The 19908-nt window shown below is 36.4% G+C and carries 17 protein-coding genes; all 17 read right to left on the minus strand.

The annotated features are described in order from the left end of the window. Positions 1–25: 25 nt before the first annotated feature. A complete protein-coding gene (locus I2490_RS09670; protein WP_206459488.1) occupies positions 26–1288 on the minus strand; it encodes a YeeE/YedE family protein in 1263 nt (420 codons plus the stop codon). A 167-nt stretch (positions 1289–1455) separates the two neighbouring features. Beyond that, on the minus strand, positions 1456–3576 hold the full coding sequence (gene rnr / locus I2490_RS09675) for a ribonuclease R (RefSeq protein WP_206459489.1): 2121 nt from the start codon (positions 3574–3576) through the stop codon (positions 1456–1458). Between the two features lie 187 nt (positions 3577–3763). Continuing rightward, on the minus strand, positions 3764–4021 hold the full coding sequence (locus I2490_RS09680) for a hypothetical protein (RefSeq protein WP_206459490.1): 258 nt from the start codon (positions 4019–4021) through the stop codon (positions 3764–3766). 203 nt (positions 4022–4224) lie between these two features. Next, a complete protein-coding gene (locus I2490_RS09685; RefSeq protein ID WP_206459491.1) occupies positions 4225–4872 on the minus strand; it encodes a CBS and ACT domain-containing protein in 648 nt (215 codons plus the stop codon). A gap of 1 nt (position 4873) precedes the next feature. Continuing rightward, positions 4874–5581, minus strand: coding sequence for an ABC transporter ATP-binding protein (locus tag I2490_RS09690; protein WP_206459492.1), 708 nt, complete (start codon positions 5579–5581; stop codon positions 4874–4876). Beyond that, complete coding sequence (locus tag I2490_RS09695) at positions 5574–6359, minus strand: ABC transporter ATP-binding protein (protein WP_206459493.1); 786 nt, start codon at positions 6357–6359, stop codon at positions 5574–5576. Before I2490_RS09695 ends, I2490_RS09690 begins: the two co-directional genes overlap by 8 nt. Before the next feature lie 12 nt (positions 6360–6371). Next, positions 6372–7334, minus strand: a complete 963-nt coding sequence (locus I2490_RS09700) for a branched-chain amino acid ABC transporter permease (protein WP_206459494.1) — start codon at positions 7332–7334, stop codon at positions 6372–6374. Positions 7335–7337: 3 nt separating this feature from the next. Beyond that, on the minus strand, positions 7338–8216 hold the full coding sequence (locus I2490_RS09705; protein ID WP_206459495.1) for a branched-chain amino acid ABC transporter permease: 879 nt from the start codon (positions 8214–8216) through the stop codon (positions 7338–7340). 158 nt (positions 8217–8374) lie between these two features. Continuing rightward, entirely contained in the window at positions 8375–9544 is a 1170-nt protein-coding gene (locus I2490_RS09710; RefSeq protein ID WP_206459496.1) for an ABC transporter substrate-binding protein, read from the minus strand. 276 nt (positions 9545–9820) lie between these two features. Then, positions 9821–11848, minus strand: coding sequence for a sodium-translocating pyrophosphatase (locus I2490_RS09715; protein WP_206459497.1), 2028 nt, complete (start codon positions 11846–11848; stop codon positions 9821–9823). 136 nt (positions 11849–11984) lie between these two features. Next, positions 11985–12215 carry a preprotein translocase subunit SecG gene (secG, locus tag I2490_RS09720; protein ID WP_206459498.1) on the minus strand — a complete coding sequence of 77 codons (231 nt, stop codon included), beginning with the start codon at positions 12213–12215 and terminating at the stop codon, positions 11985–11987. 132 nt (positions 12216–12347) lie between these two features. Next, on the minus strand, positions 12348–13637 hold the full coding sequence (gene eno / locus I2490_RS09725) for a phosphopyruvate hydratase (RefSeq protein ID WP_206459499.1): 1290 nt from the start codon (positions 13635–13637) through the stop codon (positions 12348–12350). A 57-nt stretch (positions 13638–13694) separates the two neighbouring features. After that, positions 13695–14441: a triose-phosphate isomerase gene (tpiA, locus tag I2490_RS09730; RefSeq protein ID WP_206459500.1), complete on the minus strand. Its 747-nt coding sequence runs from the start codon at positions 14439–14441 to the stop codon at positions 13695–13697. Between the two features lie 10 nt (positions 14442–14451). After that, complete coding sequence (locus I2490_RS09735; RefSeq protein ID WP_206459501.1) at positions 14452–15639, minus strand: phosphoglycerate kinase; 1188 nt, start codon at positions 15637–15639, stop codon at positions 14452–14454. A gap of 30 nt (positions 15640–15669) precedes the next feature. Beyond that, the gene (gap, locus tag I2490_RS09740) at positions 15670–16680 is read right to left on the minus strand and encodes a type I glyceraldehyde-3-phosphate dehydrogenase (protein ID WP_206459502.1); all 1011 of its coding nucleotides are present in this window, start codon (positions 16678–16680) and stop codon (positions 15670–15672) included. A 35-nt stretch (positions 16681–16715) separates the two neighbouring features. Continuing rightward, the gene (rpoN, locus tag I2490_RS09745; RefSeq protein ID WP_206459503.1) at positions 16716–18152 is read right to left on the minus strand and encodes an RNA polymerase factor sigma-54; all 1437 of its coding nucleotides are present in this window, start codon (positions 18150–18152) and stop codon (positions 16716–16718) included. A gap of 124 nt (positions 18153–18276) precedes the next feature. Further along, positions 18277–19905 carry a Na/Pi cotransporter family protein gene (locus I2490_RS09750; protein ID WP_206459504.1) on the minus strand — a complete coding sequence of 543 codons (1629 nt, stop codon included), beginning with the start codon at positions 19903–19905 and terminating at the stop codon, positions 18277–18279. Between the last annotated feature and the right edge of the window lie 3 nt (positions 19906–19908).

Below are 19908 nucleotides of genomic sequence, written 5' to 3' on the forward strand. Positions count from 1 at the left end.
CTCCTATCATTCCAAATATTTTAAATTATTTTGTCCATTTGCTAACCAATACATTTCCCATAATGCCACCGAAAACCATAAATATTAAAAAAATCCATCCTGATAAGGAAAAGTTTGCAATTGGAGTATACAATGCTCCCACATTACATCCATTAGCGAATCTGGTACCGACTCCCATCGTAATACCGCCTAGAACATATAAGAAACCTTCTTTCACAGTAATTTCCATTCCTGTTTTGAATATTCTAATAAACTTTCCTGCTGTTAGTAGATAAATCAAGGTTCCTAGAAGTATTCCAAAATTTTGTACTGAAATACTATGCTCAAAGAATGGCAAAGCATAAACTTCTGCGGGCATAAGTGAGAACTCGGATAAAGACTCTGCTGATATCCCAAATAACATTAATAATTTTCCAAACCAAATGCCATAAGGAGTTGAGGCTCCCCAACCTGCTTTCGTAACACCCATTAACAAGGTGAATAGAATGCTGATAACAACTGCACCTTCCGCCAAAGTCCAAGGCTTTACAAAAATTCTATTATAAGTTTTTTCATTTAAAAAATTATAATCCGAACTATTGAAAACATCCTTTTGATCTTGTTCCATTTCTGTTTTATGACCTATGAAAGTATTATTCTTTATCCGTCTTTTTTCATAAGAATATGCGATAAAGACCACAATTCCACAAAATATAGCTGTTAAAATTAATGCACCTAAATAACCTTCTAATCGATCCCATTTAAATAGATCCGGTAAAAATATACCTCCATATAATTGTTCTCCAATTTGAGATGTAAACCAAGAGTCATTAATCCATGATGCAGAATTCTGTATTGGAAATGCTAAAAATACACCAATCCCAAAGAATAACAATGTAATGAAGGCTCTTGGTAATCCGGTTACTAAATCAGTTAGTACACCGGAGGCACAGCACGAAGAAAATGCCATTCCAAATCCAAAAAGGATTCCTCCTAAAAGTAGTCCAAAATTAATTGGATTTACCCAAAGATCGTAGGCGGCAGGATCGGCTTTAAATAAAAATGCAGTGGTCAATAGACATGTACTAAAAAAAAGTAACATCATTGTTCTCATTAATTTTGTAGAGCCTGTATGAAATGCACGGTTGATACTACCAGCAAATCCCGTATAGGCTCTTGTGAGAGCATATCCAAATCCAGTTCCTACCAAAAGTCTAAAAAATAAATCATTTGACTTTAATAAAGTGGCACCTAGTATAAGAACTAAAAATATCAAAATAAATCCTAAAAATTGTTCTATTTTTTTCATTTTTTCTCCTTTTTAATATTATTTAAAAATTAATTACGAATAAAAAGTAATACTTTTCATTTTATAGCTTTCAGTCTTTTTTGTAGAAATATACTTTATTTTTATAAAAATCTAGATACAAAAAAAAGACACTTATTAAAGCGTCTTTTTCTATTTATTTATATATTTTAACATAAGGTAAAATTAATCTCACGATTCGCAATATTAACCGAATCAACATGAATTTTTACACGATCACCAAGGCCGTAAATCTTGTGTGTTCGACGTCCTATTAATCGATATTTCGTTGGTTCATAATCATAAAAATCATCATTCATTTCTGATGCCCTTACCATACCTTCTATTGTATTTTCAATTTCTACAAAAAATCCAAATTGTGCAACACCACTAATGATACCTTCATATTCTTCACCCAAGTGATATGACATGTATTCGGCCATTTTCAATTTTTCTACTTCCCGTTCCAATTCTTGAGCTTCTCTTTCTGTTTTAGAAGAAATTTCAGCAGCCTCCATAGTTTTCTTTTTTAATGTCCGAATGCGTTTTTCATTTAATTTACCTGACAGAGATTCTTTAATAATTCGATGAATAATTAAATCGGGATATCGACGAATAGGAGATGTAAAATGACAATAATATTTTACTCCTAAACCAAAATGCCCTTCACAATCAACACCATAAAAAGCTTTTTTCATAGAACGAAGCATAACTGTATTTACAACATGCTCTTCTGGTTTTCCCTCTACCAGCTTTATAACCTCATTTAAAGCTCGTGGATGAATATTTTCAGAATTTCCCTTTAAAAGAATACTGAAGCTTTGTAAAAATTGTTTTAATGCTTCTATTTTTTCTAAAGCCGGTTTCTCATGAATTCGATATACAAAAGGAATTTCCATCCAATAAAAATGTTCCGCAATTGTTTCATTTGCTAATAACATAAATTCTTCAATAATTCTATTTGCTACTCTTCTCTCTGCAGTTTCAACAGAAGTAGGTATGCCTTTATCATTTAATTTAATATAAGCTTCATCAAAATCAAAATCTAAACTGCCACGTTTATCACGTACATCACGCAAAATTGAAGCTAATTCCTGCATTAAAAGTAAATCAGGATATATTGACTTATATTTTTCAATTAATTCTTTATCATTCTTTTCTAGCATATCTGATACATCTGTATAAACCATTCTTTCAGTTGAGCAAATTATACTTTCATAAATCTCATGATTTATTACCACTCCTTGTGGATTCACTTCCATATCTATTGATAACGTTAAACGGTCTACCTTTGGATTTAAACTGCAAATTCCATTAGAAAGCTCTTTCGGCAGCATTGGAATTACTTGATCTAATAAATAAACACTATTCCCTCTTTTCAGAGCCTCCTGATCCAAATAACTTCCTTCCTTGACGTAATGTGAAACATCTGCGATATGAACGCCTAACAAGTAATTCCCATTATCCAATCGTTCTACACATACTGCATCATCAAAATCTTTTGAATCGGCTCCATCAATAGTAATAATTGTTTTATCACGTAAATCGACTCTTCCATGTTGCATTTGTTCATTTACAGTCATTTCCATATGATTCGCTTCTTCTTGCACTGCGTATGGAAAATCAGTCGTTAAACGGTGCTGTCGAATAAGCGCTTTAATATCTGCACCTTGGTCTCCTTTTCGGCTAATGATTTCTGTAATAATTCCTTCGGCATTTAAATTTTTTTCTGGCCATTGGGTAATGCGTACGACTACTTTATCACCGGTTTTAGCTCCGTTGATATTCCGTTCTGCAACAAAAATATCATCTCTTTCTTTTGGATCATCTGAAACAACAAACCCATATTTTCTTTGCAATTGAAATGTGCCAACAATTTCTATTGTATTACGCTTTAGAATACGAGTAATTACACCCTCTCTCTTTCCATCTCCTGTATTTTGATTACTTAATTTGACAGCTACTAAATCTCCATGCATGGCGTAATTTAAATCTTTTGGACCAATAAAAACATCTTCCTGTGTTTCTTCTAAAGGAATTACAAAACCAAATCCTTTACGATGTTTTGATAAAATTCCTACAATAATCCCTAAACTTTTGGGCAATAAATACTTATTTTTTTTCGTTCGAAAAACCCTTCCTTCTTCATAAAGTTCATCTAATTGTGAAATAAAATTTCCTATTTCTTTACCCTTTAAGCCATAAAAATTAGCCAATTCTTCTTCTAACATTGGATCGTAATTTTTTTCAGCTAATTTATCTAAAATGTCATTTTTATAATCTCTTTCCATTCTTTCTCTCCATCTTTTGCTTATAGTTAAATAATATATTGGTAATATCTTCTTTTATCATACCACACAAAATTAATCTTATTTAAAATAATATGTAAAAACTTATTTTAAAAAAATATTTTATAAATGAATGAAAAAGACTGACTCAAAAAATTTGAGCCAGCCTCCTCCTTTTGATTTCTATTCTTTATTCATTTTTTGCATCATTTTCAGTGATAGCACCTTCAGTTAAAGCATCACCGTTGTTATCAATGCCATCATTATCCAAATCATCAACTGTGTTGTCGTAATTATCATCAACGCCGTCGTTATTTAGATCATTATCGACTACACCATTGTCTGTTCCATTATCTGGATTTAAATCAACATTTTTGTTTGTGCATCCCACAAAAGTGAATAAAGCTAGAATCAATAAAATTGCCAAAAAAATTCTTGTTTTTTTCACGGTTTCATCTCCTCTCTTTTCTCAATTTTATTATGAACGATATTTAAAAATTTTAGACATTTATTTAATGGCAATTTTTATGTTTCGATTTTAATTACAATTTTTTTTTAATAAATATTTTTTAAAAAATTTAATTTCACAAATAAAAAACAAAGCACAGGATACTCCATCTTTATCCTGTGCTTTTTATTTCTTTTACATTCTTAATTACGATTTTTTGTTACACTTAAAACTTTATACCCTTTTTCTTCTAATGACTGAATCATTGGTTCTGAATCCAAGGTATTTACTCGAATCACTACATCGCTACGTCTATCTTCTTCCCGTCGGTATGCTGCAATGTGGTTGATGTTCGCTCCATACTCACTCACCGTATTGGCAACATCGGAAAGAATACCCGGTTTATCATCTGCTTCAATAACAAGACGAGTTCCAATATCTCTAGCACCTAATAAATCTAGAAACGCATCAAAAATATCACTTTCCGTAATAATTCCTACAAGCTTAGTACCATCGACAACAGGCAACGAACTAATTCGATTTGCACGCATTAAAACTGCTGCTTCTTCCAAAATATCCTCAGGAGATATTGTTACTACTTTTTTTGTCATAGCATCTCGTACTGTCGTTTTAGCTAATAAATAATTAATTTCAAAAACACTGAGTGCCGTCGCTTTTGTAGGTGAAACCTTTTGAATGTCTCCATCGGTCAAAATACCGACTACACGTTCCCCATCCAATACGGGTATTCTCTTTAAATTTTTTACCCGCATTAACTCGATTACTTCGGTAATTGGAGCATCGGCTTGAATGGTATAAGGATCCTTTGTCATCCGATTTTTAACATACATTTTATTCCCCTCCTAAGTAAGCTTTTTGCACTTCATTACTCTTCATCAATTCCTCGCCGCTTCCAGTCAGCACAATAGAGCCCGTCTCAATTACATAACCTCGATGCGCAATGGACAAAGCCATACTTGCATTTTGCTCTACTAAAAGAACTGTAGTCCCACTTTTATTAATATCTTTAATAATTTCAAAAATCTCGCGTACTAAAAGTGGCGCAAGTCCCATAGATGGTTCATCCAAAAGTAAAATCTTAGGACGAGACATAAGGGCTCTTCCCATAGCAAGCATTTGTTGCTCTCCACCGGATAAAGTACCAGCCAATTGTTTTTTTCGATCCCCCAGAATTGGAAAGCGCTCATAAACACTCTGCATATCCTTACGAATCTCATCTTTATCTTTCCGTAGGAAAGCACCCATTTCTAAATTCTCTAAAACACTCATTTCCGGAAAAATTCTTCTGCCTTCCGGTACTTGTGATAATCCTAATGATACTCTTTGGGGAGCAGAAAGTAAACCAATCTGCTTCCCATCAAGTATAATTTCGCCGCTCGTGATCTTTTTCAGACCCGAAATGGTGCGGAGGGTGGTGGTCTTTCCCGCACCATTGGCGCCTATAAGTGTAACAATTTCTCCATCGTTTACTGTTAAAGAGATATTTTTTAACGCATGGATCACACCGTAATGAACATTTAAATCTTTAATCTCAAGCATTGTTAACATCCTCCCCCAAATAAGCTTCTATAACTCTCTTATTCGAACGGATTTCCTCAGGTGTACCGTTTGCAATCATCATGCCGTAATCTAAAACATAGATTCGTTCACAAACCTTCATGACCAAAGACATATCGTGTTCAATCAAAAGAATACTTAAATTAAATTTTTCTCTTAGCCAAGCGATGGTATCTGTTAATTCTGCGGTTTCATTTGGATTCATACCAGCGGCAGGCTCATCTAAAAGAAGCAATGATGGTTTTGTCGCTAAAGCTCTTGCAATCTCCAAATGTCGTTGTTCACCATAAGGTAAATTTTTTGCTAATTCCATTTTTTTATGTGTTAGATTAAATATTTCAAGTAAAGATTCCGCTTCCTCAATCAACCTTTTTTCTTCTTTATGATAGCCAAATGTATGGAAGAAAGCTTCGAACATTTGATAGCGTATGTTTTGATGCATCGCAATTCTAACATTATCCAATACAGTTAAATCCTTAAAAAGACGAATGTTTTGAAAGGTACGAGCAACGCCCTCTTTTGTAATATTATATGGCTTGCGTCCTTGTATTTCTCGAGAATGTCCCTTAATATCCAGAGTAACGGTACCTTTTGTTGGTTCGTAAACACCTGTCAAAAGGTTAAATAACGTTGTTTTACCAGCTCCATTTGGCCCGATTAAACCAACAAGTTCTCCTTCCTGAATCTCCATATTTACATTTGAAACGGCAGTCAAACCGCCGAAAGACTTTGTGAGTTTTTCCACTGAAAGCAATGGCATATTTGACACCTCCTATTCTACTTTCTCTCCATCTTTTGTTTTAATTCGAAAGAACTTAGTAAAATCCAATTCTTTTGAAGCCATAAGACCTTGTGGACGGAAAATCATAACAACCACAAGCAAGGCTGCGTATATAATCATACGAAGAGCCGTAAAAGCTTGTAAATACGTAGTAAGCACTGCAAGTAAAATGGCTGCAATGACAGACCCGGTGATGCTGCCCATCCCTCCTAAAACAACAATTACTAAAATGTCGATTGACTTTAAAAATCCAAACATATTCGGCTTTAGGATGAAAAAGGTAGAAGCATAGAGTGCACCGCCGATGCCTGCAAAAAACGCACCAATTGCAAAAGCCATTACCTTATATTTTGTAGTATTAATACCCATCGACTCAGCGGCAATCTCATCTTCACGAATCGAAATGCAAGCACGACCATGTGAAGAATGTATAAAGTTATTTACTAAAAGAATGGTTCCTGCTGTGAAAAACCAAAGCCATGGCCAATTTGTAAATTTAGGAATTCCGTTTAAGCCGGCGGCTCCACCTGTAATCTTCATATTCAAAAATATAATACGAATAATTTCAGCCATACCAAGTGTTGCAATAGCTAGATAATCTCCACGTAAACGCAACGTTGGAATTCCAATTAATATCCCAAATATTGCTGCCATAATCGCTCCTGCAAACGTTCCCAGCAAAAATCCAGTTGTCGTTGGCATTGAGGTTGTGACAATAGCACACGTATAAGCGCCAATGGACATAAATCCTGCATGCCCTAAAGAAAATTGCCCTGTAAAACCGGTCACAAGATTTAAGCCTACTGCCATAATAATATTAATGCAAATGAGCGCAAGTGTAACTTGATAATAAGCATTAATAATATTTTGACTAATCAACAGTTGTATCAAGCCAAAAGAAACGCCCAAGCAAATCAATGTTATAAAGGTATTTTTTGAAAGCATTTTTTTCATATCTTACACCTTCTCCCTTGTATTTTTGCCAAGAATTCCTGCTGGCTTTAAAATTAATATTAAAATTAATATCGCAAATACAACAGCATCTTTAAAAAGTGAACTTCCATATCCAGATACCATCGTCTCAATCACTCCAATGGACAAACCTCCAAGCATTGCTCCCGGAATAATACCAATGCCGCCAAAAACAGCTGCTACAAATGCTTTTAAACCGGGCATAATTCCCATTAGAGGATCGATTGAGTTATAATAAAGACCTACCAATACCCCTGCTGCTCCTGCCATTGCAGAACCGATTGCAAAGGTATAGGAAATCGTTTGATCTACTTTGATTCCCATTAGTTCTGCTGCATCCTTATCAATGGATACAGCACGCATTGCTTTTCCAACTTTTGTTTTGTGAACAATAAATTGTAAAACTACCATTAATACAATCGCTGTCACAATAATATAAATCTGCTGTGTATTCACAATAACATTTCCAATGTGAAACACTTTATTATTAAGTACAGCCGGATAAGATCTTACATCAGGAGATACAAAAAACATCATTACATATTCCATTAGGAGTGAAACACCAATTGCTGTAATCAAAACAGCAATTCGTGATGCATTTCGTAATGGTTTATATGCAACTTTTTCTGTAATAACACCTAAAAGCCCACAGGCTATCATAGAAATTACCATTGCAGGAAAAAAACCTAAATGTGCAAAAGTAATTGCTGCATAACCTATATAAGCTCCAATCATGTAGATATCACCATGTGCAAAATTTATTAATTTGATGATTCCGTAAACCATCGTATACCCAAGAGCAATCAGCGCATAAATGCTTCCTAAAGAAATTCCATTTACAATTTGCTGCATTAATTGTTCCAAGGCATCCACCCCCATTTCTACTGCGAAATATTTTAATAAGAATTGAATTAGGGTGAAGCGACTCCACCCTAACTCAATTCTTTAACTAGCCTACGCCAGATGTCATATTCGTTATTTTTTAAGTGTACCCGTTAAATTCATATTTTTAATCTTCTACCTTATAACCCAACCTTTTCAGAAGAAGACTGTACGCCATCGGTAAGTTTAATTACAACGATGGACTTCACTGGATTGTGATTCTCATCCATACTGAAAGAACCAGTTACACCTGCAAAATCTTCAGTTGCAGCAAGTGCTTCTTTAATTTTTTCTGGATTTGCTTCTCCAGCTCTAGTGATTGCATCAACAATGAATTTACCACAGTCATAGCCAAGTGCATTGAAGGCATCTGGATCTCTATCAAACTTTGCCTTAAAAGCTTCTATGAATGCCGTTACTGCAGGATCTTCATCCAACGAAGAATAGTGGTTGGAATAATATACATCGTTTAACGCAGCTGTTCCTGCTAAATCCGTTAATTTTGGAGAGTCGAATCCATCTGCGCCAAGTACTGGTGCTGTAATTCCTAAGTCACGAGCTTGCTTGATGATTAATCCAGCTTCTTGGTAATAGCCTGGTAAGAAAATAACATCATAGGATTCTTTTTTAATCTTAGTTAAAATGGCATTGAAATCTTTATCGTTTTGTGCATAAGCTTCTTCTGCTACAATTTCTCCACCATTTTTCTCAAATGTTGCACGGAAGTTTTCTGCCAATCCAGCTGCATAATCACTGGAGCTGTCTTTCACAATTACAGCCTTTGTTGCCGCTAATTTATCCTTAGCATAGGTAGCCATTGCTGTACCCTGGAAGGAATCACTGAAGCATAGACGGAAAACATAATCCTTTACACCGTCCTTACCCACAGTTACATCATCCGCAGTAGCAGAACCGGAAAGAACCGGAATACCATACTGTGTAGCAATTGGCTCTTCTGCTTTAAAGTTTCCAGAAGTTGCAGGTCCGATTACAGCGACTACACCATCTTGTGACATCAATTTAGTCGCTACCGATACAACCTCAGCCGCATCTGACTTGTTATCAACTTCTACTAATTCAACCTGTTTGCCAAGAACGCCACCAGCTGCATTGATTTCTTCGATAGCTAATTTAATGCCATCAACAGAACTCTGACCATATGTAGCAACACCACCAGATAATTCATAATTGAGACCAATCTTAATTGTGTCACTTTCTGCGCTACCATTATTGGCATCACCACCACAGCCGGCTAGTGCCATGCTCAACACCAGTGTAAACACTAGTGCAACTCTCATAAATTTTTTCATTGGAAATACACCACCTTTTTCAAAATTGATTTATTTTTTAAATTGTTCTTATAATATCCTTTTTTTATGGTAATGTCAACATATATTTTTATATTTTTTTGTTTTAAAACAACAATTAATTTATAATTTCAAAAATTAAAAAAAGCTACAATATTAAAAAGTAGCTTTACAATATTATCTACATAATAAAAAAGCACTTTACCTTAAAAAGTTTTAAGGTAAAGTGCCAATGAATTTATAATATAATTCTTATTTGATTGCTCTGTCAATTAAGCTTTATAGAATTCCACCAATAGATAGGAATAATGGAGCAAATACAACAGCTACAATCGTCATTAACTTAATTAAGATATTAATGGATGGACCGGAAGTATCCTTGAACGGATCACCTACTGTGTCACCAACAACAGCAGCTTTATGAGTTTCGCTTCCTTTTCCACCATAATTACCAGCTTCAACATACTTCTTAGCATTGTCCCAAGCACCACCTGCATTTGCCATCATGATAGCAAGAAGTACACCCGCAGCCAATGCACCGGCAAGCATACCGCCTAAAGCTGCAGGTCCCATAATGATACCAACTGCCAAAGGAGCGATTACTGCCAATAAACCAGGAGCTACCATTTCTTTCAATGCAGCACCAGTAGAAATATCAACACAACGAGCATAATCTGGCTTTGTAGTTCCTTCCATGATGCCCTTGTTTTCTCTAAACTGTCTTCTAACTTCTTCAATCATTTGATTTGCAGCTTTACCTACAGAATTCATAGTTAAAGCGGAGAATAAGAATGGAAGCATTGCTCCAATAAACAAACCAGCAATTACAAACGGATCAAGTAAGTCAATCTTATCTAACTTAACAAGCTGAGAATAAGATGCAAATAATGCCAATGCAGTCAATGCAGCAGATCCAATTGCAAATCCTTTACCGATTGCAGCAGTTGTGTTACCAACAGAGTCTAATGTATCCGTGATTTCTCTGACTTCATGAGGAAGCTCAGACATTTCAGCGATACCACCAGCATTATCGGATACCGGACCATATGCGTCTACTGCAACAGTCATACCTGCTGTGGAAAGCATACCAACAGCAGCAAGAGCGATACCATAAAGTCCTGCTGTTGCATTTGCAACTAAAATGCCAACTGCAACGATGATAATTGGCCATACGGTGGAAAGCATACCAACACCAAGTCCACTAATAATTGTAGTTGCTGCTCCAGTCTGAGACTGCTCAGCAATTTTCTTAACAGAGTTATAATCTGCAGATGTATAAATTTCTGTAATTTTTCCGATTGCAGTACCTACAACCAAACCGGAAACAATGGCAATTGCACAGTTATAATTGTTAAAGAACATCTTACTCATGATAAAAGATGCAATAATTACAAGTACTGCACTCAAATAAGTTCCCATGTTCAATGCAGAAGCCGGGTTTGATTTCTCATCGCCTTTTACAAACATAATTCCAACGATAGAGGCTAAAATACCTACTGCAGAAAGTACAAGCGGGAATACAGAACCTAAAAATGGATCCAATTCAAAAGCGCTGCCAAATGCAGGAGTAATGCTTGGAATAACGACAGCTAATGTAATAGCAGAAATGATAGAACCAACATAAGATTCAAACAAGTCAGAACCCATACCAGCAACGTCACCAACATTATCACCAACGTTATCTGCAATTACAGCCGGATTTCTTGGATCATCTTCCGGAATACCAGCTTCTACTTTACCTACAAGGTCAGCACCAACGTCAGCAGCTTTTGTATAGATACCACCACCGACACGACCAAACAATGCCATAGATGATGCACCAAGCCCAAATCCAGTGATTACTTCTGCACTGTCTACACCTAAAAGAACGAAAACTCCGCCAATACCTAAAAGTCCAAGACCTACTACACAAAGACCCATAACGGCACCACTACGGAAAGCTACTTTTAACGCTTTGTTCATGCCGCCTTCACGAGCCGCATTTGCAGTTCTTACATTTCCCTTAGTAGCAACTCTCATACCACAGTACCCTGCAAGTACAGAAAATAATGCACCAATTAAATAAAGTACTGCTGTAGTCCAATTATGAAGACCAACTCCTAAAACAATAAATAATACCACGATTACAATGACCATTGTCTTGTATTCTCTATTCAGGAATGCCATCGCACCCTCACGAATGTATCCAGCGATTTCCTTCATACGATCGGTACCTTCGTCTACCTTACTAATCCATGCAGATAAACCATAAGCAACAATCAGAGCAAATATGCCGACCACAGGGGCGGCAAATTTTAATGCTTCCATTTTAACTTTGTCCTCCTTCAACTGTTTGTTTTTGTACAACTTGTACCATTAAAATGTGCGCTAACCAAAAGATTAAGAGGCGCAAACACACCTCTTAATATTGTCAGCAAAAATATTTTGTTTTTCCGTCCTGTCCTTATTCAAATGCTACCAATACCAGCGAGCATATAATAAAGACTATTGCAGCAGCGGTGCTTATCTTACTTAGAATCGCCTCATAGCCCTGGCTCTTCTTTTTTCCGAAAAGCTGCTCCGCACCACCACCGATGGAACCGGAAAGGCCTGCGCTGTTACCTGATTGCAACAAAATGCTTCCAATCAATACAACACTGACAATTAAAAGTACAATCTTTAAGAATAAATCCACCTTCGCACCTCCTCTGTTAGATTAACTATTTGAGTTTATCATATTATCAAGCAAAAATCAACACAAATTCCCTGAATTTCCACAATCATCGAGAAAAAATGTAAATCTAACAAAACAAAATATTATTATATTTTATCTTAAATTATAAAACGCTTTTTCTCCAGCATACTGTGCAGAAACATCCAAAAGTTCTTCAATACGAAGCAACTGGTTATATTTTGCAATACGATCGGTTCTGGAAAGAGATCCAGTTTTAATCTGACCTGCATTTAAGCCAACTACAATATCAGAAATCGTAACATCTTCTGTTTCTCCGGAACGATGTGAAACAATTGCAGTGTATCCTGCTTTCTTAGCCATTTCAATTGCATCAAAGGTTTCAGTCAAAGTTCCAATCTGGTTTACCTTAATCAAAATAGAATTTGCAATGCCTTTCTTGATTCCTTCTTCCAATCTCTTCGTATTCGTTACAAAGAGATCATCGCCAACCAATTGTACTTTTTTACCGATTCTGTCAGTCATAAGCTTCCAACCATCCCAATCATCTTCAGCAAGACCATCTTCAATTGAAATAACCGGATACTTATCAACAAGCATTTCATAGTAAGCAACCATTTCTTCTGCTGTCTTAGAAACACCTTCACCCTTTAAATTATAAATCTTCTTATCTGCATCATACATTTCAGAAGCCGCCACATCAAGTGCAATCTTGATATCTTCACCAGCTTTGTAACCGGCTTTTTCAATGGCTTCCAAAATTACCTGAATGGCTTCTTCGTTAGTTGCAAGATTTGGAGCAAATCCACCTTCATCTCCAACTGCAGTATTTAAGCCTTTTCCTTTTAATACTGCCTTTAAGCTATGAAATACTTCCGTACCCATACGAAGTGCTTCTCTAAAACTATCTGCGCCAACCGGCATTACCATAAACTCTTGAATGTCTACAGTATTGTCCGCATGCTCTCCTCCATTTAAAATGTTCATCATTGGTGTAGGCAAAAGCTTTCCGTTTACGCCTCCTAAGTATTGGAACAACGGCAGACCCAAACTATCTGCTGCTGCATGAGCAACTGCCATAGATACGGCTAAAATGGCATTTGCACCTAGTTTACCTTTGTTTGGTGTACCATCTAATTCAATTAAAAATTGATCCAATCCAACCTGATCAAATGCACTCATACCAACGATAGCTTCCGCAATGATATCATTTACATTTTCTACAGCTTTTTCTACACCTTTTCCAAGGTAACGACTTTTGTCGCCGTCCCGAAGCTCAACCGCTTCATGAACGCCAGTAGACGCACCGGAAGGCACAATGGCTCTCCCCATACTTCCATCTTCCAGATACACCTCCACCTCAACGGTTGGGTTTCCTCTTGAATCCAGCACTTCACGAGCTAGGACGTCTTCAATGTACGACATGTTTTCTTTCCTCCTTAATTGCGTTATATTATATCCGCATTTTTCTTTTATTAAGATTTAAAAATCTACAATTTGAATAAAATCTTCCGGCTTTAAGCTGGCACCACCAACCAATGCACCATCAATCTCTTCCATATTCATTAGTTCAGTTGCATTGGAAGGTTTTACACTTCCTCCATATTGAATGATAACTTCTTCAGAAACCTCATCTCCATAAAGCTCTTCAATCGACGTACGAATCAAACCACACATTTCGTTCGCTTGTTCTGGAGTCGCTGTTCTTCCGGTTCCAATTGCCCATATTGGTTCATATGCAACTACAAGTTTCACTATCTGCTGTGCAGTAAGCCCCTTTAAATCTTCTTTCATTTGTATACGAACGACATCTAGTGCTAGTCCGTCATCTCTTTGTTCTAAGGTTTCCCCTACACAAAGAATCGGCGTAATATTATGTTCAAAACACTTATGTAATTTTTTATTAACCGTTTCATCGGTTTCGCAAAAATATTGACGACGTTCGGAATGCCCAATAATACAATAATCAATACCAATTTCATTCAGCATAGCTGCGGATATTTCTCCCGTATAAGCACCATTTTCTTCAAAATGCATATTTTGAGCCCCCAACTTAATGGAAGTTCCTGAAAAAGCTTCCTTCAAGGCAGCAAGCTGCGTAAACGGCGCACAAATAGCTGTTTTCACATCGGTATCTTTATATAACTCGCGAAACACGGTTGCAAACGCAACCGCATCCTTTGTTGTCTTAAACATTTTCCAATTGCCGGCTATAAAAGGCGTTCTCATGATTTTCCTCCTATTTATCCTGTAATACAGCAACTCCCGGAAGTTCCTTGCCTTCTAAAAATTCTAAAGAAGCACCACCACCGGTAGAAATATGTGTCATTTTTTCTTCCATTCCAAATTGTTTTACCGCAGCTGCAGAATCACCACCGCCAATGATAGTAACTGCATCACTCTTCGCCATTGCTTCTGCAATGGCCTTTGTTCCTTCTGCAAATTTCGGCATTTCAAAAACACCTACCGGTCCATTCCAAATGATAGTTTTAGCTTCTGATATCATATTTGAAAAAATATCAATACTCTTTTTCCCGATATCCATACCCATAGAGTCGCTCGGAATCTGATCCATTTCATAAATTGTCGATGGAGAATCATTTTTAAATTCTTTTGCAACACGAATGTCGACAGGCAGCTGCAATTTGACTCCTTTTTCCTTTGCCTTATTCATTAAGGATGATGCTAACTCAACTTTATCCGCTTCCAAAATGGAAGTTCCAATTTCATAGCCTAAGGCATTAAAGAAAGTATACGCCATCCCGCCTGCAATAATTAGACTATCAACTTTATCTAATAAATTTTCGATAACTGATATTTTATCGCTGACCTTTGCTCCTCCCATAATTGCAAGGAAAGGACGCTCTGGCTTTTCAACTGCATTTCCTAAAAACTGAATCTCTTTTTCAATTAAAAATCCGGATACAGCAGGAATAAACGATGCAATTCCAGCCGTTGAAGAGTGCGCTCTATGTGCGGTTCCAAAAGCATCATTTACAAAAATGTCAGCAAGCTGTGCAAGTTCTTTGGAAAAGCCTTCTCCGTTTTTCGTCTCTTCTTTCCGATATCTCACATTTTCAAGAAGCATAACATCTCCAGCCTGTAAAGCCTCTGCATTTTTTTTCACTTCATCATTTACAACCTCTGGGACAGATGAAAATTTTACTTCTTTTCCCAAAAGTTCGCATAAACGCTTTGCAACTGGTTTTAAAGAATACTTTGGATTTGACTCACCATCCGGTCTACCTAAATGAGACATAAGAATTACTTTTGCCCCTTGCTGAATCAAGTAATTTACCGTTGGCATTGCACTAGTGATACGGATGTCGTCGGTAATGGTCCCTTCGTCATTCAATGGTACGTTAAAATCACAACGTACGATGACATGTTTTCCTTTTACATCAATATCCCTGACTGTTTTTTTCATTTCTTTCCTCCATTTAATTAGTACTGCATTTTATAATCCTTTTGTGATCACGTATTGAATTAAATCGACCACACGGTTAGAATAGCCCCATTCATTGTCATACCACGAAAGAATCTTAACCATATTATCACCTAACATCATAGTCGCTTGTGAGTCAATAATGGAAGATCGATCATCTTGCTTAAAATCAATGGAAACCAAAGATTCTTCGCAGAAACCTAAAATACCTTTCAGCTCATTCTCTGCAGCACTCTTTAAGACTGCATTTACTTCCTTTACATCTGTACTTCTTCCAAGCTCTATAACAATGTCAACAACGGAAACAGCAGGTGTGGGTACACGAAGTGCCATACCATTTAATTTTCCGGCTAACTGAGGTAAAACAAGCGATACAGCTCTCGCTGCACCTGTTGTTGTGGGAATCATAGAAAGACAAGCAGCCCTTGATCTTCTTAAGTCTCTATGTGGAAGATCTAAAATTCTTTGATCATTCGTATAAGAATGTACTGTTGTCATAAGTCCCTTTTTTATTTCAAATTCTTTGTCAATTACTTTCGCAAACGGTGCAAGACAATTTGTCGTACAAGAAGCATTTGAAATAATATGATGCTCAGTTGGATCATACTTCTCTTCATTTACTCCCATAACAATCGTAATGTCTTCATCGGTAGCCGGGGCAGAAATTACAACTTTCTTTACACCTGCCTTAATGTGCTTTTCAGCGCCCGCTCTCTTTGTAAAGATACCGGTTGCTTCCAATACAACTTCTACGCCAAGCTCCTTCCATGGAATGTTTTCAGGATCTTTTTCCGCATATACTTTGATTTCTTTTCCATTTACAATCATGGAATCTTCTGTTGCTTCAACAGTGCCATGAAACTTTCCAAAACAACTATCATACTTTAAAAGATGTGCAAGTGTTGACGGTGTTGTCAGATCATTGATAGCGACAATCTCATAATCAACATTCTTATCCTGTGCAATTTTAAAGGCATTTCTTCCAATTCTTCCGAATCCATTGATTCCTACTTTTGTCTTCATCCTTTGTACCTCCCTAATCCTCTAGGTTATATTACCTAGTAACGCTTTCTTTTTGAGGAAGAAAGAATGTGCATTTCATCTCGATATTTTGCGACGGTTCTTCTTGAAATGTCAATTCCTCTTTCTTTAAGTAATTCTACCATGGCTTGATCACTATATGGTGTTTTTGGGTCTTCGCTATCTACGATTTCCTTTATAAAAGTTTTTATACTTTCCGATGCAATTCCTTCACCACTGCTGGCTGAAACGCCGCTAGTAAAGAAATATTTAATCTCAAACACCCCTCTAGGGCTTTGCATATATTTCCCGTTAATGGAACGACTTACGGTGGATTCATGAATCCCCACCTCGTCTGCGATTTGTTTTAAAGTTAAAGTCTTAAGATGTTTTTGACCTTGTTCAAAAAAATCCACTTGATATTTTACTACCGCACTTACTACGTTATAAATGGTTTGCCTTCTTTGTTCAATGCTCTTAATAAGCCAAAGCGCTGAATTTAAACGGCTGGTTAAAAACTTTGAAATACTGGACTCTTTATCCGATTGTGTAAGCATTTTTTGATAATAACTGCTTATATTCAAACGTGGCGCTGTACTATCATTAACCGTAATTATATATTCACCATCCACTTTTTCTACTGTTACGTCCGGAACAATATAACGAGTCTCTTGCGCAGAACCGAATTGTCTTCCCGGTTTCGGTTCTAAAGATTTTATTAAGTCACAAATCTCCTGCACTTCTTTAACCGATAAATTTACTGCTTTTGCAATGGCACAAAGACGATTTCCAGCTAAATCTTCCAAATGATTCTCAACAATTTTATCGATTACCGGACTATCGTTTCCCTGACTATGCAATTGTATTTTCAAACATTCAATTAAATCTCTTGCAGCAACTCCCGTAGGTTCAAAGCCCTGTAAAATCCTAAGAACCTCTTCCACCTTATCAGGTATAATTGAAAATTGCTTTGCAATTTCCTCAACACTCTGTGTTAAATATCCGTTCTCATCGAGCCCTTCAATCATATATTTAGCTAACATACGGCAACTTTTTCTCATAGAAACAAATTGCAGTTGAAACATTAAATGCTCTGTAAGTGTGATATCCGAAGAAACAAATTGTTCAAAAGAATACTCTTCTTTCCCTGAGCTACCATATTCCCACTGTTTGTAACTGATGTCATCGTATTCTCTTTCTTTAAAATGTTCGGCCCAATCAAATTCTTCGTCCTTTTTTTTATAGTCTTTCTCATCGATGCTCCGATCCATTTCATTATCAGAATCTCCTGCACGTTCTTTTGCTTCATAATGATTACCATCAATTTCTAAAATAGGGTTGATGAGTAATTGTTCTTCCACATAAGTATCCAGTTCCTGGGTATTAAACTGCAATATCTGAATGGCTTGAATCAGTTCAGGAGTCATTACTAGTTTCTGTGATTGTTCAATTGTTAAGTCATAACCAAGTCTCATGATTCCCGTCCTTTCTTTTTATGAAAATACCATCTAGCTTAGGTCAAGAAAAAATTTCCTTATGATATATAGTATACCACAAATTTAACGAAAAAAAAAGAATTCGTCAAATTAGCAAACCGTTTTAGTATTTTGCATTTTCAATAATAAAAATACCTATTTTTCGTAAATGTTCAGCTACACGTTCCATATGACCGATTAAATCTAAGTATAAAACACCGGATCCCGGAGTACAAAAGCCTTGGTTCAATCTCTTTACATGATTCTCACGAAGGACTTCTTCCATTGCTTTAATCTTAATTTCTACTGCAAGCAAATTATTTGCACGATCCGCATCTCCATCCTTAATGGAAGCAACCATACCATTTGCTACCTCCATAATACGATTATGAAGATCATCCAATTCTTCCTTTGCATTTTGACTTAAATGAATGCTATTCTTCTTTTTAAATAGTGCTAATTTTGAAATATTGAAAGAAACATCACTAATTCGTTCCACATCTCCAGTTACACCTAACAATAAATTTAAGCTCTTATGTTGTTCATCTGTAATATTTTTTTGAGAAAGCTTTACTAAATAGATTTCAATTTCTTTTTGCATTCTCATTACATTTTCTTCTTCCTGATGAACCCATTCAACGATTCTTTCAGATGTTTTTTGAACTGCCTGAAAACTTTGATCATAGATATCACATGCCAAAGAAGCCATCTGATAAATCTCATTATTCACTTGCGCCAACGCAATGCTAGGTGTTTCTAGCATACGTACATTTAAGTTGCTGACTTCATGTGTCTCTGCCTTCCTCTTTAATGGTATTAATTTATCGGAAGCCTTAACCAGAGCACTTACAAAAGGGGCACAAATAATAGTAGTTCCTAAATTAAAAAAAGTATGTGCATTGGCAATCTGCCGCGGAATGCTGTGTGGGGCCAGATAAAGCATGGCATCTTCCATAGGGTTTCGAAAAAAAAGAACCACTAATAAGGCTCCAAAGGTGTTAAACAACAAATGAATCACTGCAGCTCTTTTTGCAGTCCTTGTCGTTCCAAGGCTGGATAGCAATGCAGATAGGCATTTTCCTATGTTAAGACCTAAAATAAGTGGAATTCCAGCTTCAATCGTAAGCATCCCCTGCGCCGCCATTGCAATCATCACGCCAGTAATTACACTGCTGCTTCGAACCAATGCAGTCAATAGAAAACCAAATCCGACCACATATAAATACCCGATCAAATCAAGATGACTCAAACGTTGCAGAATTGGCTGCATCTGAGGGGTCATTTTAAGAGGTTCCATTGCACTTTCAATAAAAATAATTCCAATAAACATAATGCCACAGCCAATAAATATCTCTGCGATATACTGCACTCGTTTATTGCTCACATACTTCCAAAATATTGCAGCAACACCAACAATACAAGGAGCCAAAAGCTCAATTCGAAAAGCTAATATTTGCGCGGTAACCGTAGTTCCAATGTTGGCTCCCATGATAACGCCGGTTGCCTGCACAAGAGACATCATACCTGCATTAACAAGACCAACTACCATAACTGTAGTGGCACTGCTCTTCTGATTTATCATTGTAACCACTGCACCAGCAAGAATACTATTTAAAGTATTTTTGCTAGATAATTCTAATAACTTTACCGTTCTTCCTTCTGTACAAAGTTCGAGTGAATCCTTCATGATCTCAATTCCATAAAGCAGCAGCCCGGCTCCACCAAGAACTTGAAAAAAAATAATCGTTAACATCAA

Source organism: Anaerovorax sp. IOR16 (assembly GCF_017168145.1).
In the GTDB taxonomy this organism is placed as follows: domain Bacteria; phylum Bacillota; class Clostridia; order Peptostreptococcales; family Anaerovoracaceae; genus IOR16.

What these genes read in the sequence shown, in the direction of transcription:
- gap (WP_206459502.1), bottom strand. Translation starts at nt 16,680, where the DNA reads ATGAAGACAAAAGTAGGAATCAATGGATTCGGAAGAATTGGAAGAAAT.
- tpiA (WP_206459500.1), bottom strand. Translation starts at nt 14,441, where the DNA reads ATGAGAACGCCTTTTATAGCCGGCAATTGGAAAATGTTTAAGACAACA.
- I2490_RS09700 (WP_206459494.1), bottom strand. Translation starts at nt 7,334, where the DNA reads ATGAAAAAAATGCTTTCAAAAAATACCTTTATAACATTGATTTGCTTG.
- I2490_RS09670 (WP_206459488.1), bottom strand. Translation starts at nt 1,288, where the DNA reads ATGAAAAAAATAGAACAATTTTTAGGATTTATTTTGATATTTTTAGTT.
- rpoN (WP_206459503.1), bottom strand. Translation starts at nt 18,152, where the DNA reads ATGAGACTTGGTTATGACTTAACAATTGAACAATCACAGAAACTAGTA.
- rnr (WP_206459489.1), bottom strand. Translation starts at nt 3,576, where the DNA reads ATGGAAAGAGATTATAAAAATGACATTTTAGATAAATTAGCTGAAAAA.
- I2490_RS09695 (WP_206459493.1), bottom strand. Translation starts at nt 6,359, where the DNA reads ATGCCATTGCTTTCAGTGGAAAAACTCACAAAGTCTTTCGGCGGTTTG.
- I2490_RS09715 (WP_206459497.1), bottom strand. Translation starts at nt 11,848, where the DNA reads ATGGAAGCATTAAAATTTGCCGCCCCTGTGGTCGGCATATTTGCTCTG.
- I2490_RS09735 (WP_206459501.1), bottom strand. Translation starts at nt 15,639, where the DNA reads ATGAAAAAAACAGTCAGGGATATTGATGTAAAAGGAAAACATGTCATC.
- I2490_RS09750 (WP_206459504.1), bottom strand. Translation starts at nt 19,905, where the DNA reads ATGTTAACGATTATTTTTTTTCAAGTTCTTGGTGGAGCCGGGCTGCTG.
- I2490_RS09710 (WP_206459496.1), bottom strand. Translation starts at nt 9,544, where the DNA reads ATGAAAAAATTTATGAGAGTTGCACTAGTGTTTACACTGGTGTTGAGC.
- eno (WP_206459499.1), bottom strand. Translation starts at nt 13,637, where the DNA reads ATGTCGTACATTGAAGACGTCCTAGCTCGTGAAGTGCTGGATTCAAGA.
- I2490_RS09685 (WP_206459491.1), bottom strand. Translation starts at nt 4,872, where the DNA reads ATGTATGTTAAAAATCGGATGACAAAGGATCCTTATACCATTCAAGCC.
- I2490_RS09690 (WP_206459492.1), bottom strand. Translation starts at nt 5,581, where the DNA reads ATGCTTGAGATTAAAGATTTAAATGTTCATTACGGTGTGATCCATGCG.